The organism is Saccharothrix deserti, from assembly GCF_009769385.1.
GTDB classification, from domain to species: domain Bacteria; phylum Actinomycetota; class Actinomycetes; order Mycobacteriales; family Pseudonocardiaceae; genus Actinosynnema; species Actinosynnema deserti.
In genome coordinates this window covers 13,713-28,733 of the sequence record NZ_ML775961.1, presented here as the reverse complement: position 1 = coordinate 28,733, position 15,021 = coordinate 13,713, and the positions used below count along the sequence as shown (strand labels likewise).

Sequence of the window (15,021 nt, the reverse complement as noted above, 5' to 3'; positions counted from 1 at the left end):
CATGGGACACGGCAAGTGGGACGACGACGCCTACACCGCAGCCAAGACCTTCCGCGCCGCCAAGGGCGTGGACGACTTCGGCTACACCTCCACGATGAGGTCACGCCCGTCGTCCGAGTGGAAAGCCGACCCGTCGCTCGACCCGAAGGGCGTGGCGGCGCGCGAGTGCCGCGACTCCGCCGACCACGCCGACTCGACACCGATCGCAGTGCTGTTCGACGTCACCGGATCGATGGGCCGGGTACCGCAGATCATGCAACGCAAACTGGGCAAACTGCACGGCCTCTTGCAGCGCAAGGGATACCTCACCGACCCGCAGCTGATGTTCGGCGGCATCGGCGACGCGGACAGCGACCGCGTCCCGCTGCAGGTCGGGCAGTTCGAGTCCGACAACCGCATGGACGAACAACTGCGCACCATCTTCCTGGAGGGCAACGGCGGCGGGCAGAAGAGCGAGTCGTACGAACTGGCCGCCTACTTCGTCGCCCGACACGTGGTGACCGACGCGTGGCAGAAACGCGGGCGCAAGGGCTACCTGTTCCTGATCGGCGACGAGCTGAACAAGCCCCGACTGGAGGCACGGCACATCCGCCGGATCATCGGCGACGACGTCAACGAGGACATCGACCCCGCGTCGGTGTACCGGGAGCTGAGCCGCAAGTGGCACGTCTACTTCGTGCTGCCCCGGCAGTCGTCCTACTACGACGACCCGCAGATCGCCGACCACTGGCGCGACATCCTCGGCCAGAACTTCCTCAAGCTGGACGACCCCGGCGCGGTGTGCGAACTGATCGCGGCCACGATCGGGATGGAGGAACGGGTCGTCGACCTCGACCAGGCCGTGGTCGACCTGGCCGAGATCGGGTCGGCGGCGGAGAGCGAGGCGGTCGGCAAAGCGCTGGTCCACGCGGGCGGGCCGGCCCACGTGGCCGGGAAGGCCCACGCGGAAGGGAAGGCCCTCGCCGCCTCACCCACTCCCCCGCAGCTCGACGGCCCCGACGACGTCACGCTGAACTGAGAGGGGTCGGCGTGGACGGGCACATCATCGTCGTGGGCCTGGGATTCGGCGACGAGGGCAAAGGTGCGGTGGTCGACGCGCTGTGCCACGACGGCCCGGTCACGTCGGTGATCCGGTTCAACGGCGGCGCGCAGGCCGCCCACAACGTCGTCGTCGACGACCGGCACCACACGTTCAGCCAGTTCGGGTCCGGCACGCTCGCGGGCGTGCCGACCCACCTCTCCCGACACGTGCTGGTCGAACCGATCGCACTGGCCCGCGAGTCCCGCGAACTGGAAACCCTCGGCGTCGCCGACCCACTGCGGCTGGTGTCCATCGACGCCGACGCCCTGCTCACCACCCCGATCCACGTGTCCGCCAACCGTGCCCGCGAGGACGCTCGCGGGCACGGCCGGCACGGGTCGTGCGGCAAGGGCATCGGCGAAACCGCCTGGTACGCCCTGCTCGCCGGCCGTAACGCGCTCCCGGGCGACACAGTGGAGAACCAACGCGTCCTCGGCGTCCCCGGCGACGCGCCGACGGTCGGCGACTGCGCCCGCCCCACCGTGCTGCGCGCCAAACTCGACGCTCTGGCCCGCTTCTACGAACCCCTGATCGGCGACGGCACCTCGGTGGACGACCTCGTGTCGCTGTACCGGGACTTCGCGGACGCGGTCCACGTCACGACCGGCGACGAGGTAGGCCGCCTGGCCGAACGCGGACGTCTCGTGTTCGAAGGCGCCCAAGGCGTGCTGCTGGACCAGCGCCACGGCTTCCACCCGCACACCACGTGGTCCACCGTCACCCCGGACAACGCCCGAACCCTGCTGGGACACCGCCACGCCACCGTGATCGGCGTGACCAGGACCTACCAGACCCGCCACGGCGCCGGACCGCTCCCCACCGAGGACCACGCGGTGCTCGCACGGTTCCCCGAACGCCACAACGGCACCGGCCACTACCAGGGCGCCTGGCGAGCAGGCCACCTCGACGCCGTGCTGCTGCGCTACGCGGTGGCGGCCTGCGACGGCGTGGACGCCCTGGCGGTGACACACCTGGACGCGCACGACCTCAAGGTGGCCACCACCTACGACGCTCCCCTGCCGACGACGAACCTCACCGAGTTCCTGAACCACCGCACACCGGTCCTCACCGACCTGCCGGACCCGATCGCGTGGCTGGAAGACCAACTGGGCGTCCCGGTCCTCGTCACCGGCGCCGGCCCCGACCGGGCGGACTACGCGGTGCGGACACCGGTCCACCCCTGAAATGCGGGACAATTGGACCATGATCGAGTCGACCCTGGTGTCGGTGGACGTGCTGGCCCTGCGCTTCGACCCGACCACGCGCGCCGTGCTCCTGGGCATCGCACCCCGCGCCCACGAACCGTTCGCGGGCGAACTCGCCCTGCCCGGCGTCCTGCTCGGCAAAGGCGAACGCCTCCGTGACGCCGCACACCGGGCCGTCACCGACAAACTCGGCATCCCCGAAACCGCGATCTCCGCCTCCGGCCAACTCACCACGTTCGACGAACCGTCCCGAGACCCGCGCGGCCCGACCCTCTCCATCGCCCTCTGGGCCACCATCGACCCCACCCACCTGACCGGCGGCGGCCCCACCTGGACCCCACTGGCCGACGTGCCCCCGCTGGCCTTCGACCACAACCGCATCGTCGACGACTGCCGCCCCATCCTGGCCGGCCACCTCTGGCGGGACACCACGTTCACCGCCGGGCTCCTGGGCCGCGAGTTCACCACCGCCCAAGCCCTCGACGTCACCGAATCCCTGACCGGCGAACGCCCCTACCCCGCCAACCTCGGCCGCACCATGGAACGCCTCCCCGGCCTCGAACGCACCGCCCACCACGCCGCCGCCCTGCCCCAGGGCGGCCGACCACCGTCCGTCTGGCGCTGGGTGACGTAACGCCGTCTCACCCCATCGACACCGGCACCTCCCGTCACTTCCCACCAGGGCGGTCTGTCACGGATACGACCGTTCGGGCGATAAGGATGTAACCCGAATGGCGGTGGTGCGGTATGAAGTCAGGCCCAGCCTTGCTCCTGGCGGTAATCGTGGCGACGGGGTGCAGCAGTCAGACCGCACCCCCACAGCAGCCACCCGAACCGGCGTCGACCACCACCGCCACCCAACCGGTCGACGCCGCCACCACCGAGCTCGCCGACAAGGCGACGATCACCCAGGCCGACATCGGCGACAGGTGGACCGTGCACACCGAGGCCAAGGCAGCCGAGGGGTTCGGCGACGGGAGTTGCGCCGAGGGAACGGTCGCCGACGCACTGCCGCTGGACGCCCGCCGCACCGGCGCCGTCTTCCAGGCCGAGAACGCCACCTGGTACGTCGGCTCCAACGCCGCCGTCTTCCCCGACGAGGCCACCGCGACCGAGTGGGTCGAGACGCGCAAGTCGGCGCCCTACGTCGAATGCCTCCGGGCCGAGTTCGAGCAGGGCCAGAAGGAGGCCGACCCCCGCTTCACGGTCGCCCTCGCGTCCACCACGACCGAAGGCGTCGGCACCCAGGGCTTCGAGGCGTACGCCCTGTACCAGGTCATGGCCGACGTGGGCTCCGGGCCGCAGAACGCCAACGGCACGATCGCCCGCCACACCTACCGGGTCGGGCGCACGGTCATCTCGCTCGCGATCGACATCGCGACCAACCCCAACGACCCGCCCGACCTCCAGCAGGTGGTTTCCACCGACGTCCACCGCGCTCTTTCGGCGGTTTACGCCCGGTTGAGTTGATTTCAGTCAACACTGAAGTAATAGAGCACGCCGAACCACCAGAGCCGTCGGGTCGCCGTCCCGATCGGGTACTCCAGGGTTGTCCACCGACCAAGGAGGCCGAGATGCAGCCGTTCCCCTTCCCGTTCGTCCCGTGGGTGTGGCGCAACGTGGCGGAACTGCTCGACAAGCACGACACCGACTCCCCCGAGGCCGCCGAGGCGACCGAGTCCGCCGAGCGCCGCCACCGACCGGACATCGGCCTGCTCGGGTACGAGGTGGAGGCGATCGACGGCCCGATCGGCGAGATCGACCAGTCCAACGCGCGGGTGCCCGCCGACTGCCTGCTCGTCGACGCAGGCACGTGGCTGTCCCCCCTCAAGGTCGTGCTGCCGGTGGGGGCCGTCGCGAAGGTGGACCACGACGCGAAGAAGGTCTACGTCGACCGCACCAAGGAACAGGTGCAGCACGCCCCCGAGTACGACCCGGACGGCTTCGACGCGAGCGATTACCGACAACGCCTCGGCAACTACTACACCGAGAGTTACCGCAATTCGCCGCCGGCCTAGCTTGACCGACCGCGTCCCGCCGCACGGCGAACCTCGCGCTCAGACCGACGGATCATTCTGAGCGCGAGGTTCACGCCGTATCCGCCACCTTCGGCCTAATTGCGACCGGTCGCTTCCCCCGCCAGGAATCGCACCAACTCCTGACCGGCCATCAACCCGTCGCACCTGGCCGGCGGCACGAGCCACCGCACCTCGTATCCCTCGACCACAGCGGGTGGCAGCGGCAGCGTGGCGTTCGGCGGAAAGACCAACTCGTCGTCCAACCCGTCCGACGACGACAGCACGAACACCGCGTGCTCGATCATCAGACCGACCAACGGAACGGGCATCATCACCACAGGCGTAGGCGACGCCCGAAACCGCTCCGACTCGACCACCCGCCGCGCCCGCTCCGGCTCCACCGCGACCGCAACGATCGTCCCGAGGACAGCCAACGCCGAACGCGTCACGCCCTCCCCCAGCACCGGCCACATGCGCCGCACCTCGTCCGGGTCCAGCACCGCCCTGTCCACGGAACACAGCGCGAGCGAATCACCGTCGAAGTTCGTCACCGGATCCACGTAGGTGTCACCGACCCACAGCGCACCCGGCAGCACCGGCCACCCCCGCGCCACGCACTCCAGCGCAGTCTCCAGACCGTTACTCCCCATCCCGGCCCCCGACCCAGAACACCCGGGGAACCGCACGTCCACCGGCCCGGAAGAAGATCAGCGCGTTCTCCGCCGACTGGACGCTCATGTGCATCCCACCATGAACCGAGACCACCTCAGCGCCCTTCTCGGTGGTCATCCCCCACGCGACGATCTTCAGGTCTTCGGGGTCGAACGTCTCCTGCACCACCGCGAACAGACGCGGTGCCTGATCGTCCACGAACTCCTGAACCTCGGTGACGATCTTCGGGTCCTCGAACAACGAAACGGGCTTCTCCCCACCCTCACCCCGGTCGCCGTCACTCACCAGCGTCATCGTCATGACATCCATCCCTCTGTTCCTCGCGGATCTGACACACCTCGTCACGCGCCCACACCGCTGCCCGAGCGCTCTCCCGGCTTTGCCGGACGTACCGCCGGCCGATGACGACGAGGTAGAGCAGAGGGATCACGAGCCACACCAGGAACAGCACGACCCCGCCGAAATCACTCGCAAGCTCACTCCACACCACGACCATCACCACCCCGGACGAATTTCCGACTTCGGCTCTCCTGAGTTCGACGCCCCATCGAGCCGACCGTGCTGTACTGACCTTGGCCGGAGGGGCGGTGACAGCGGTATGGCGCACGCGTGTCATCGCCTGACTTCTACTGCCTTCTTGGGCAGGGCACTCCCACCGAGAACGGCTCGTTCGTATCGTTGGGTGTGTAGGACGCGAGGGGAGCGAACATGGGCGAGGCCGACCTACCCAGGACCTATCTGGCCCAACTTGTGGCACAGAGCTTCATGACAGTGGACAAGTTCCGAGCCAAGTTCGAGGAAGTAACCGGCTTGCCTCTCAACGAGCGCCAGGCATTCCGATGGCTGGCCGGAGAAGTCAAGACGCTTCCCTACCCGGCCGCGCAGCAAGGTCTCGAGTCGATGTTCGGTCGCACGGCAGCCGAATTGTTCGCCCCTCCACCACTCGCCAGTGAACTGGAGGCCGTCCAGACGACGATGACGTTCGACAGTCCAAGGTCCACCCACCCTGCGAACGGGACTCCTCAAACGGAAGGCCGGCTCATCTCCATGTCAGCGGATCGAGCGCGAAATTTTCTGGCCAGCACCGAAGGTTCGAACGTCGGACCTCAGACTCTCGAGCAGTTGTACGAAGACGTCAAGGCAGTGGCATCCACCTACACGCAGGCGCCACTCAGTTCCATCCTCGGTGATCTCGTCGCCGTTCAGGAGCGGGCCTTTTCGTTGCTGGAAGGCCGACAAAAGCCGAACGAAAGTCGACAGCTCTATTTTCTCGCCGGCGTCACCTCCGGCTTGATGGCCAAAGCCAGCCACGATCATGGTGCTTCGCACGACGCCATGACACACGCGCGCACGGCGTTCGTATGCGCCGAGAATGCCGACCACCACGGATTGCGAGCTTTCGTCGGCGGTCTCCAGTCGCTCATCTCCTATTGGGCCGGGCGACCGATGGATGCCATTCGATACGCCAGCCGAACAGGCGAGTCCGACCAACGGAACTCCAACACGTCCGCAATTTGGCTGGCCATCTCCGAAGCGCGCGCTTGGGCGACATTGGGGAACACCGAGAAATCCCGCCAAGCGATCACTGCGGCCACCGAGCTTCGTGATCATGCGCATCCGGACGAACTCGATGAGTTTGGCGGTATTTGCACGTTCTCGGTTCCGCGCCAACTCTACTACGCAGCGGACACGTTGGCCTGGAACAGCGACAAGGATGCGGCGGCGGGCGAGCGGGCCGCAGTCGAGGCCATCGAGGCGTACGAGACTGCTCCAGCACACGAACGCGCGTTCAGCGACGAGGCGGGAGCAAGAACGGATCTCGCTATTGCGCGGATTTCGTTGGGCGACGTCGAAGGCGCGGAAGACGCCTTGACGCCCGTGTTCCAACTGCCCCCGGCATTGCGCATCCACGGCATCGTCACCTCCGCCAAACGGGTGCACCGAGTCCTGACCAGGTCCATTCGGGATGGTCACGCAAGGGCCGGCCTGCAGGAGCAGCTTGAGCTTTATTCTCGTCAGCCACTGGCGGCACTGCCCCGATGACCGCACACAGGGATGATGACCCGACCATGGCCGAACCAATGAGGATCGAAGGTCGTGCGGTCGTGTTGCGCGATTTCACGATCGACGATCTCGACGAGACGATGACCATCGTCGGGGACGAGAGGGTGACCCGGTGGCTTTCGTTCGATGTGATGACACGCGCTCGACAGGAAGACGCCCTGCTGGGAGTGCTGGCGAGAGCGCAAATGGTGCCGCGCAGTGAGTACTACTTGGCTGTGACCGAACGGGATTCCAATGTGTTCGCCGGGTTCGCGCGACTCGGGTTGAACGGTGTTCGCGCGGCCAAGCTGGGGTATGCCATCCGGTACGATTTGCACGGACGCGGCTTGGCTACCGATGCCGCGCGGAGTCTCGTGGGTTTCGGTTTCACGGCTCTGAAGTTGCACCGCATCAGTTCGGCGATCGGCCCGGACAACCTGGCTTCCATTCGCGTGGCGGAAAAGTTGGGCATGGTGCACGAAGGACGCATTCGCGATCACGTGTTCACCAATGGGGCATGGCGGGACAGCAAGTTGTACGCGATTCTCGAACACGAGTGGCCGAGGGGCGTTGATGTCCCGAGTCGTTAATTCAGATGCAGTGACGTGATCTCAGCGACTTTCATGCGAGCCGTCCGTGTTCGAAATGGGTGAGCGTGAGGGCGGCTTTGACGATGTCGCCGATCCTGCGGGCTGGTGGTGAAGTGCCGCAGTGCGCGCCAGCGGCCGGTCAGCATCGCGAATCCGCGTTCACCGAGACAGCGCGGGCGGCGCAGCAGGGCGTTGCGGGTGCAAGTGTCGACGTCGAGTACCTGACCGCCGGCGGGCCGCTTGACCGGTGTGAACACGCCGATGCCCGCGCCGTCGTAGCCGCCTCCAAGCATGCTCGTCCTGTCAGCACGTGGTGTGTCCGCTCCCGTTACGCGGCGTCGCCTTATCGATGAGGTAGGCGGTGCCGTTGGGCACTAGCGTGTACAGCAGATCCCAGCGGTTGCAGGTGTCCCCGCTGGGGCCGTACTGCGATGGCTGATAGCTGGTGAAGGTCACCCACGCCTGCACGGTGTGGTCGGACGCCTCCTGCATGTCGTAGATGACCACATCGGTGTCGTAAGTCTGCTCGATTCCCCGCACCCAGGTTGCCTTGTCGCCGATGCGCGCCTTCTGGTTGGCGGTGTGCAGCGCCCATGCCGCATCGGTGTCGCCTTGGTTGATGCTGGTGAAGTAGGTGCCGAACACGGTCGCGGCCGCCTGCGCGGTTGGGTGTGTCTGGGCCGCGGGCGCGAGGCTCACCACCTCACTCGGCGAAGCCGACAACGTGGTCGTCATGAATTCCTCGGAGGTCGTCGTGTCGGATGGAAAGCTGGTTCGGGTGGGATAATCCGACGTGATGCCCGGATCCGCCCCCACGCCGAGCGGGGCGGTCGGCTTGCCGGCGAACAGGCCCGGCACGATGACGATTCCGGCCAAGAGCAGGACGACCAGGGCTCCGGCTCCGGCGAGCGCGAGTTTGCGGTCCTTGCGGGTGTAGGACGCGCCGTCGAAGCCCTGCTCCGCAGGCAGGTTCTCCGGCGGGATATCGGCATACCCGTCCACGACCAGAGTCGACGCCAGCCGGTCCCACAGCGTCTGCCGCGTGTCACTGAAGACCATGCACGTCGCGACGATCCAGCCCACTCCGAACGTCAAAAAGCTGATCACTGGAACCACGAGCCCACGCCCCGCGGCCTCCCGCAGGAACATCCGGCCCCACGACGCCGCACGCCGGTTCGCGGTCCAGATCACCGTCATCCGCATCAGCTGCTTCGCCGGTGTGGTTCCCCGCGCCCACGCGATGAGAGCCCACACAATCCACCCGATGCCGAGCGTCACGAGGAACAGCAGCCCTTCCAGCAGGTACGCCAGCAGCCGCTTGCCAGGGCCGGAAAGCCGCACACCAGTGGGCAGACCGAGCACCTGACCGCACATCAGGCAGGTTGGGTTGGCGCCGGTGCGGCTTCCGCAGGAGGGGCACATGTCGCCCGTGTGCCGAAGTTCCGGATCGGTCCTGGCTCCTGCCGGTGGTGGACCAGTCGAGGGGGTCGCCGTGGGCAGGTCTGACGGCACGTCGTCAGTGGGTGCGTGGTGCGCACCTTCCACGGGTGGTGCCTGCTGACCACAGAAGGAGCAGAACCGTGCCGGAGCGATGAGCGCAGTGCCACAACTGGCGCAGAACATGACAGCACCTCCCTGGATGGGTGCTTGTAACAGTGGCGCCCGCCGCGTCCGGACGACGCCTCCCTGGAGAAAGTGGCCGTCCGTACGAACCGGTCGAGGCCTGTCGATCGGTGAAGCGGACGGTCTTGCGGCCAGAGCGACGGCGTGGCGCGACGAGATCCGCAGTGATCGAGTTGTCGGCACTCTGGCACCTCGCTCGTGCGAGCGCACTGCCGAACTTCCATCGTTCGCCTGCGCAGGTACCCGGACTAGGGCCATACGACCCTAGTCCACGATGAACGGCAGCCGCGATAACGCGATACCAATCAGGTAAACGACTATGTCGCCCAGCAAAAAATCAGCGAGAGCCGGTTGACGGACGCGATCCGGTTGCAGCTTTGACGCAACACAGTTGACACTGTCGCAAACCTGGTTGAGGCCGAGCTGACCCTTGGTCGCACCGTCCCGCCACTTCTTCCCGACCAAGTATTTCAAGTTGGGATCCTGGAGTTGACGTCCACACCCGACTCGACTAAAAGCACTCCATTGATGTGATCTCACCAACGGCGATTCCGGTGTCGAATGCCTGATGGTGTTCACGGGAACGCTCATACAGGCGCTCCGACGGGCTGATGAACCTGGGAGATGAAGGCGGGGAGCCCCTGGCAGGACTGGATTTACGAAGATCAAGTCCGAACCAGAAGGCACCCCGTGATCACGTAGCGCGCCACACTCGACGTGCCCCGCGAACTTGCCCGATACCTTCGCCGGCTGCTCTACACGGAACGCCGCGACCGCGGCACTCGGAAGGGGACCAGGGCGCCGACCTGCTACGGACAAGCGGTGCTGGGCCTGCGCTGGTTCCGCCAGAACACCGACATCGCCGCGCCGGCGCGCGATCACGGCATCTCCCGCGCCACCGGCTACCGCTACCTCGACGAGGTCATCATTCAGCAGCGACGCACTGGCTCGTCACGTCGCATCAGGCGACCCACGTGCGGATCCGTTGGAGCGCAACCGCAGCAGTGGCAGGAGCAGTGGCAGGGTGGTGCCGTCGGCGAGTTCGCCGGCGACGTAGGTGAACGCGCCGTGGTGACGCACCTGCCGGCCTTGCCGAAAAGCTTTTCGTACGCCATGGTGGGCCAGGTCACAGGTTTCCGGGTAGGACGTACGTTCTTGATACACCGCCACCGCGTCCACGTCGGAGGGACCGCCGCCTTTTCGCCGTGCCCGGATTCCTTTCCATTCCGCGAAAGGAAGGTGTTCCCACGGTGCGTTTGTTCAGCAGAGCGGGGCGGACGGCGGCGGCGCTCGCCCTGGTCGCCGCGGCCTTGGTGTCGCAGTCCCCGGCGGCAGCCGCGGCGAAGTCCGTGTACATCCCGGCCAGGTGGACCCAGACCGGCGAGGTCCCGTGGTCCCAGGACCGGACGAGGGAGTCGGCGAACTTCATCCTGTTGTGGGGCGAGAAATCCGGCACGAACCCGGTTTCGGCGCCGTCCCCGTACAACTTCGACCCCAACAACATCCTCAACCAGCTGGAGAACCTCTACAGCTTCTACGTGAACACCATGCAGTTCACGCCGGAGACGGGGCTGCTCGCCCAGCACAAGATCATCGTCATCGTCACCAGGACGTGGAACCGGACGGCCCTCGACGCCTGGGCGACGGGTGGGTCGGTCGACGGCCGGGTGGGCATCATCAACATCGCGCCTGCGGCGGCCCAGCCCGGCTCGTGGGGACTGGCCCACGAACTGGGCCACGTCTTCCAGAACTACACGTTCATGGGTCGATCGGGCTACGGGTTCACCGCGCCGTACGCGGGCACGTTCTGGGAGACCGGCGCCGAGTTCATGGCGATGCAGGCGCTGCCGACGACGGCCGCGGGCGACCTCACCCGGTGGCTGCGGTCGGAGAACCTGTACTGGAGCTCCAGCCGGCACCACTACGGCAACTGGATGCTCATGCAGTACATCAAGGACCGCGACGGCCTGGCGATGTTCAACCGCATGTGGAACGAGGCCAGGAACAACGAGCACCCGCTGGAGGTGTACCGGCGCCTCGCCGGCATCACCCAGGCCGAGCTGAACCGCCGCATCGGCGAGTACGCCACGCGCAACGTCACCTGGGACTTCGGCAACCGGTCCACCCTGATGCCCTTCATCAACAACGTCTACGGCGGCGGGTTCCTGCACGCCTACAACGGCGGCAACGTCGAGGCGGTCGACGCGGGCGCCGGGCACTTCCGGATGAACACCCGCGCCGCGCCGTCGGACTACGGCTTCAACAAGATCAAGATGGTCGCGGCGAGCGACGGCGCGCTGGTGAAGGTGCGCGTGAAGGGGCACGCCGAGACCGGCGCGACCGGCTGGGCGTTCGGCCTGGTGGCCGTGCGCAACGGGACGCCGCGCTACTCGCCGCTGACGGTCGGGACCGACGGGCAGATCACCTTCCAGCTCCAGTCCGGCGAGCGCGAGGTGTGGCTGGTGGTGACGGGCACACCGTCGGCCGTGCCGCACTACGCGTTCCTCGACGGCTACGACAAGGCGCGTCGCTTCCCCTACGAGTTCCGGGTTTCCGGCGCGACCCCGTCCGGGTTCGAGCCGGGGCACGTCAAGCCCGCCCCGACCGGCGGCGGGCGCTGGCACTCCAACGGCGGCGGCTGGGTTGCCGGCTCGGCCAACGTCGCGAGCACCGCGTACGTCGGTCCGAAGGCCGCCGTGTACGGCCGGGCCACCGTCACCGGCAACGCCCGCATCGAGGGCCTCGGCTGGGTCAACGGCGGCGTGGTCGGCGGCAACGCCGTGGTGAAGGACAACGCCCTGATCCAGGACGGTGCGAACCTGTCCGGCAGCATCGTCGTGGGCGGCGACGCCGAGTTCGCCATCGCCTGCGGGTCGGGCACCTACCTGGCGTTCAACCCGTCACGCGGGTGCGACGGCCGGGGCGGTGAGGCGGACGTCAACCCGTCGCACGGCACGTTCCCGACCGCGGACCTGGCGCTGAGCTGACGCGTGGGGGTGTGCCCCGCCGGGGCACACCCCTCCCGGTCACGCGCCACGCCGACGCCGGCGGTCAGCCGACCTGGATGGAGCGCTTGGCCATGCCGAGCCAGTAGCCGTCGATCACGCTGCGCTGGCCGGTGAGTTCGTCCTCGCCCGCGCCCAGGGCGATGAACAGCGGCGCGAAGTGCTCGGTGCGCGGGTGGGCGAGCCGGCCGACCGGGGACTTGTGCTCGAAGTCGATCAGCGCGTCCACGTCCGCCGACGCCAGGGCCTCGCGGCCCCAGTGGTCGAACTCGGCGGTGAAGCTCGGCACGCTCCCGTCCACGCGGATCGCCCGCAGGTTGTGGGTGAAGAAGCCGCTGCCCACGATCAGCACGCCCTCGTCGCGCAGCGGCGCGAGCCTGCGGCCGATCTCCATCAGCCGCCGCGGGTCCAGGGTCGGCATGGAGATCTGCAGCACCGGGATGTCGGCGTCCGGGTACATCTCCACCAGCGGCACGTACGCGCCGTGGTCGAGACCGCGCTCCGGGACGTCCTGCACCGGGGTGGCGGCGTTGCGCAGCAGGCCGCGCACCTTCGCGGCCAGTTCGGGCGCGCCCGGCGCGGCGTAGGTGACCTCGTAGTACCTCTGCTCGAACCCGTAGAAGTCGTAGACCAGCGGCACGGTGGTGGTCGCGCCGATCGCCAGCGGCGCGTCCTCCCAGTGCGCCGAGATGACCAGGATCGCGGTGGGACGCGGCAGGTCGGCGGCCCACGCGGAGAGCTGGCCCGGCCAGATGGGGTCGTCGGCCAACGGCGGCGCGCCGTGGCTGAGGTACAGGGTCGGCATGCGGGTCATCACGTGCTCCGGGAGGTCAGTTCGCGATCGGCAGGTCGAGGGTGTGCGCGGTGTGCGCGACCTTGGCCGCGAGGTACCGCAGGTTGTGCTCGGAGGCGTGCACGCCGGTGCGGTTGACGGAGCGCAGGTCCACGCCCAGGGCAGTCAGTTGGGTGGCCTTGTCCGGGTTGTTGGTCAGCAGGTCGACGCTCCGGGCACCGAGAGCCGCGAGCATCTGCGCGGCGGCGGTGTAGTCGCGCTCGTCGTCGGCGTGCCCGAGTGCCCGGTTGGCGGCGTAGGTGTCGAGCCCGAGGTCCTGCAGCGCGTAGGCGTCGAGCTTGGCGTACAGGCCGATGCCGCGGCCCTCCTGGCGCAGGTACAGCAGGTACCCGCCGGTGGTCGCGATCCGCTCGACCGCCTCTCGCAGCTGCGGACCGCAGTCGCAGCGGGCCGACCCGAACACGTCGCCGGTCAGGCACTCCGAGTGGGCGCGGACCAGGGGCACGTCCGCGTTCCGGTAGTCGCCGAGGCCCAGGGCCAGGTGCTCCTTGCCGTCCACCAGGCCGGTGAACGTGTGGACGTCGGCTTCGACGGTGTAGCCGTCGCCGAAGGTCAACGGCACCCGGACGGTCGTGCGAATCGCCGCCGGCAGTGCGGTCGTGGTCATCGGTTCACCTCTTCGTGACGCCTCAGTTGACGCTTCAACCGAGCGATGACGACGCTACGCCGTCAATGTTGAAGGTTCAACTTCTAAGTGGCGTGCACCACTCGACACGTGTCGCTCACCACGTGCCCGCGTCCGGGTCGATGCGCTGGAGCACCCTCGAGCTGATCTCGCGCAACTGCCGCAGCTCGGACTCGGAGAGGGCGTCCACGACCAGCCTGCGCACCTCCTCGACGTGCCCCGGCGCGGTCGCCACGACCTTCTCCCAGCCCGCCTCGGTGAGGATCGCGTTGGTGAACCGGCCGTTCTCCGGGCACGGCGCGCGGCGCACCCAGCCCCGCTGCTCCAGCCGCTTGACCACGTGCGAGAGGCGCGACAGCGAGGCGCTCACGACCGACGCCAGCTCGCTCATCCGCAGCGTGCGGTCGCGGATCATCGACAGCCGGGCGAGCACCAGGTACTCGAAGTGCGTGATGTCCGCGTCGCGCTGGAGCTGGGCGTCGAGGGCGGCGGGCAACTTGATCAACATGGCGGCGAACGGCAGCCACGACTCCTGCTCGTCCTGCGACAACCACCGCGGTTCCATCACACCAGCTTACTTGACGCTTCAAGTGGCGCGCGGCTGTCGCACGGACTGTCGCGTGGGCCGCAACTCGACGGAACGGATCGAACGCCGCGACGCCACGCGGTAACGTCTGGCTGTGAACATCAAGGCGTCATTGGCCGGGCGGCGGTTTCACGTACACCAGCGGATCACCCTGATGGTGAACCGGTACGAGATCTTCGCCGACGACGGCAGGGGGGAACCCGGTCCGCTGGTCGCCTTCGTCGAGCAGAAGCGGATGGCCTTCAAGGAACAGGTCACCCTCTACCGCGACCAGAACAAGGGACTCGTGCTCGCGGGGTTCAAGGCCCGGAAGGTGATCGACCTCGCCGGCGCCTACGACGTGACCGCCCACGACGGTCGCCCCATCGGTGTGTTCGGCAAGGTGTTCGGCAAGTCCCTCCTCCGGTCCACCTGGCGACTCGACCAGCCGGACCACCCGCCGATCACGGTCAGCGAGCGCAGCATGGCCATGGCGTTGTTCCGCCGCATCTGGGACTTCCTCCCGTGGATCGGCGACCTGCCGTTCCCGTGGAAGTACCACTTCGACTTCACCATCGACTCGACGGTCGTGGCGTGGTTCGAGAAGAAGACCCGCTTCCGGGACCACTACGTGGTGGTCATCGAGGACGACACGCTGGACCGCCGACTGGTCCTCGCCCAAGCGGTCGCGTTGGACGCCCTGCAGTCCCGGTAACGACTACGGTGGTCGGGGATGGAGAG

18 protein-coding genes and 1 pseudogene are annotated in these 15,021 nt (G+C 67.6%); 10 read left to right on the top strand and 9 right to left on the bottom strand.

The features are described 5' to 3' along the window. Position 1 precedes the first annotated feature (1 nt). The 5 genes from FM051_RS04955 (at position 2) to FM051_RS04935 (ending at position 4,304) form a co-directional block, all read left to right on the top strand. A complete protein-coding gene (locus tag FM051_RS04955; protein WP_158841140.1) occupies positions 2 to 1,018 on the top strand; it encodes a hypothetical protein in 1,017 nt (338 codons plus the stop codon). 11 nt (positions 1,019 to 1,029) lie between these two features. Next, positions 1,030 to 2,265 carry an adenylosuccinate synthetase gene (locus tag FM051_RS04950; RefSeq protein ID WP_238412139.1) on the top strand — a complete coding sequence of 412 codons (1,236 nt, stop codon included), beginning with the start codon at positions 1,030 to 1,032 and terminating at the stop codon, positions 2,263 to 2,265. Positions 2,266 to 2,284: 19 nt separating this feature from the next. Beyond that, entirely contained in the window at positions 2,285 to 2,920 is a 636-nt protein-coding gene (locus tag FM051_RS04945) for an NUDIX hydrolase (RefSeq protein WP_158841138.1), read from the top strand. 113 nt (positions 2,921 to 3,033) lie between these two features. Further along, the gene (locus FM051_RS04940; RefSeq protein ID WP_158841136.1) at positions 3,034 to 3,756 is read left to right on the top strand and encodes a hypothetical protein; all 723 of its coding nucleotides are present in this window, start codon (positions 3,034 to 3,036) and stop codon (positions 3,754 to 3,756) included. A gap of 104 nt (positions 3,757 to 3,860) precedes the next feature. Further along, positions 3,861 to 4,304, top strand: coding sequence for a PRC-barrel domain containing protein (locus FM051_RS04935; RefSeq protein ID WP_158841134.1), 444 nt, complete (start codon positions 3,861 to 3,863; stop codon positions 4,302 to 4,304). Between the two features lie 95 nt (positions 4,305 to 4,399). Here the strand turns inward: FM051_RS04935 and FM051_RS04930 are convergent, their stop codons facing one another. From FM051_RS04930 to FM051_RS04920, 3 genes are read right to left on the bottom strand one after another with little or no spacing between them, the layout of a single operon-like run. Continuing rightward, the gene (locus FM051_RS04930) at positions 4,400 to 4,954 is read right to left on the bottom strand and encodes a hypothetical protein (RefSeq protein WP_158841132.1); all 555 of its coding nucleotides are present in this window, start codon (positions 4,952 to 4,954) and stop codon (positions 4,400 to 4,402) included. Continuing rightward, entirely contained in the window at positions 4,944 to 5,285 is a 342-nt protein-coding gene (locus FM051_RS04925) for a hypothetical protein (protein WP_158841130.1), read from the bottom strand. The genes FM051_RS04930 and FM051_RS04925 overlap by 11 nt, the downstream gene beginning before the upstream one ends. Then, a complete protein-coding gene (locus tag FM051_RS04920; protein ID WP_158841128.1) occupies positions 5,254 to 5,592 on the bottom strand; it encodes a hypothetical protein in 339 nt (112 codons plus the stop codon). The genes FM051_RS04925 and FM051_RS04920 overlap by 32 nt, the downstream gene beginning before the upstream one ends. A gap of 92 nt (positions 5,593 to 5,684) precedes the next feature. On the opposite strand from FM051_RS04920, the gene FM051_RS04915 reads away from it, so the two are divergent. Next, the gene (locus tag FM051_RS04915) at positions 5,685 to 7,019 is read left to right on the top strand and encodes an NsdA family TPR-like regulatory protein (RefSeq protein ID WP_202918684.1); all 1,335 of its coding nucleotides are present in this window, start codon (positions 5,685 to 5,687) and stop codon (positions 7,017 to 7,019) included. After that, positions 7,016 to 7,609 carry a GNAT family N-acetyltransferase gene (locus FM051_RS04910; RefSeq protein WP_158841126.1) on the top strand — a complete coding sequence of 198 codons (594 nt, stop codon included), beginning with the start codon at positions 7,016 to 7,018 and terminating at the stop codon, positions 7,607 to 7,609. Before FM051_RS04915 ends, FM051_RS04910 begins: the two co-directional genes overlap by 4 nt. Positions 7,610 to 7,912: 303 nt before the next feature. Here FM051_RS04910 and FM051_RS04905 read toward each other — a convergent pair whose 3' ends face one another. Together FM051_RS04905 and FM051_RS04900 are read right to left on the bottom strand one after the other, a co-directional pair. Then, entirely contained in the window at positions 7,913 to 8,971 is a 1,059-nt protein-coding gene (locus FM051_RS04905; protein WP_158841124.1) for an RDD family protein, read from the bottom strand. Positions 8,972 to 9,496: 525 nt separating this feature from the next. Continuing rightward, entirely contained in the window at positions 9,497 to 9,706 is a 210-nt protein-coding gene (locus tag FM051_RS04900; protein ID WP_158841123.1) for a hypothetical protein, read from the bottom strand. 243 nt (positions 9,707 to 9,949) lie between these two features. Between FM051_RS04900 and FM051_RS51510 the strand changes: the two are divergent. After that, positions 9,950 to 10,159, top strand: a pseudogene (locus FM051_RS51510) (IS5/IS1182 family transposase); the annotation flags it as partial. A gap of 24 nt (positions 10,160 to 10,183) precedes the next feature. On the opposite strand, the gene FM051_RS04895 reads toward FM051_RS51510, so the two are convergent. Beyond that, a complete protein-coding gene (locus tag FM051_RS04895; RefSeq protein ID WP_158841121.1) occupies positions 10,184 to 10,411 on the bottom strand; it encodes a hypothetical protein in 228 nt (75 codons plus the stop codon). Between the two features lie 71 nt (positions 10,412 to 10,482). Here FM051_RS04895 and FM051_RS04890 point away from each other — a divergent pair, with 71 nt between their 5' ends. Next, on the top strand, positions 10,483 to 12,219 hold the full coding sequence (locus tag FM051_RS04890) for a DUF6055 domain-containing protein (RefSeq protein WP_202918683.1): 1,737 nt from the start codon (positions 10,483 to 10,485) through the stop codon (positions 12,217 to 12,219). Positions 12,220 to 12,283: 64 nt separating this feature from the next. On the opposite strand, the gene FM051_RS04885 is transcribed toward FM051_RS04890, so the two are convergent. The 3 genes from FM051_RS04885 to FM051_RS04875 all read right to left on the bottom strand — a co-directional run bounded on the left by FM051_RS04885 (position 12,284) and on the right by FM051_RS04875 (position 14,280). Further along, entirely contained in the window at positions 12,284 to 13,051 is a 768-nt protein-coding gene (locus FM051_RS04885; RefSeq protein ID WP_158841119.1) for a dioxygenase family protein, read from the bottom strand. Between the two features lie 16 nt (positions 13,052 to 13,067). Further along, entirely contained in the window at positions 13,068 to 13,697 is a 630-nt protein-coding gene (locus FM051_RS04880) for a GTP cyclohydrolase II (protein ID WP_158841117.1), read from the bottom strand. A 115-nt stretch (positions 13,698 to 13,812) separates the two neighbouring features. After that, a complete protein-coding gene (locus FM051_RS04875; RefSeq protein ID WP_158841115.1) occupies positions 13,813 to 14,280 on the bottom strand; it encodes a MarR family winged helix-turn-helix transcriptional regulator in 468 nt (155 codons plus the stop codon). Positions 14,281 to 14,395: 115 nt separating this feature from the next. Between FM051_RS04875 and FM051_RS04870 the strand changes: the two genes are divergently transcribed. Beyond that, positions 14,396 to 14,995, top strand: coding sequence for an LURP-one-related family protein (locus tag FM051_RS04870; protein WP_238412138.1), 600 nt, complete (start codon positions 14,396 to 14,398; stop codon positions 14,993 to 14,995). Positions 14,996 to 15,021: the final 26 nt, after the last annotated feature.